At 31.7% G+C, this 874-nt stretch carries 2 tRNA genes; both read left to right on the top strand.

The annotated features are described in order from the left end of the window. Position 1: 1 nt before the first annotated feature. Positions 2 to 62 (top strand) — tRNA-Glu (locus H9632_RS18695). 738 nt (positions 63 to 800) lie between these two features. Further along, a tRNA-Val gene (locus H9632_RS18690) sits at positions 801 to 873 on the top strand. Position 874: the final 1 nt, after the last annotated feature.

Below are 874 nucleotides of genomic sequence, written 5' to 3'. Positions count from 1 at the left end.
TGGTCAAGTGGTTAAGACACCGCCCTTTCACGGCGGTAACACGGGTTCGAATCCCGTACGGGTCATACATAAGAAGAGAAAACGCTAAGTACTTTCACATGTACTTAGCGTTTTTTTATATACTTTAATAACATAAAGAGATTCATATAAAAAATGACCGGTTGAATAAAAGTGTATGTCTAATTTGTCGAGCAATGAAATATAGTGCAAGTTCGATGTTATAGCAGCTTATTCGAAGAGAATGGATAAATTATTAACGATCGATGCCCTTGCAAGCCTGCCATTCCACGTTAAAAGGCGGAATCATCCAAGGACACTATTTGTCGGATTCTATACTGCCTATTACGACAATAACATCATTCTAGGTCTCTAAGAGTGACTTTATTAAGAATATCTATTTGTAACGCAGAAGGTGGACTAATAAGAAATTAATATATTACATAAATAATTAAAATTTTATTTCTACTATAGAGTTAAAACAACTTAGAAAATATATAATTACAAGAACTTTCAAAAGGTTATTATTCGGCAATAACTTATATATATATATAACATTGATTTATATTTATAAAAAATGAAAACAGCTATTGAAAAAATGGAGAAAACATATTAAAATTTCGTTATGCTAAGTAATCGGTTTAGATAGAAATTGAGACAAGTTATTGAAAACATAGAAAAAATATTATTTTTGAAAAAAGTTTTAAAAAGAGTATTGCATTATATCAAGAATACTGATATTATAAATCTTGTCCTTAAGAGAAAGGATAAACATTACATAAAGTAATATATGAATATCCTATGGAGGATTAGCTCAGCTGGGAGAGCACCTGCCTTACAAGCAGGGGGTCGGCGGTTCGAGCCCGTCATCCTCCAC

This window comes from Solibacillus merdavium (assembly GCF_014836935.1).
Taxonomy (GTDB): domain Bacteria; phylum Bacillota; class Bacilli; order Bacillales_A; family Planococcaceae; genus Solibacillus; species Solibacillus ferritrahens.
The sequence above is the reverse complement of the archived record's forward strand: the minus strand, read 5'-3'. Positions and strand labels throughout refer to the sequence as shown.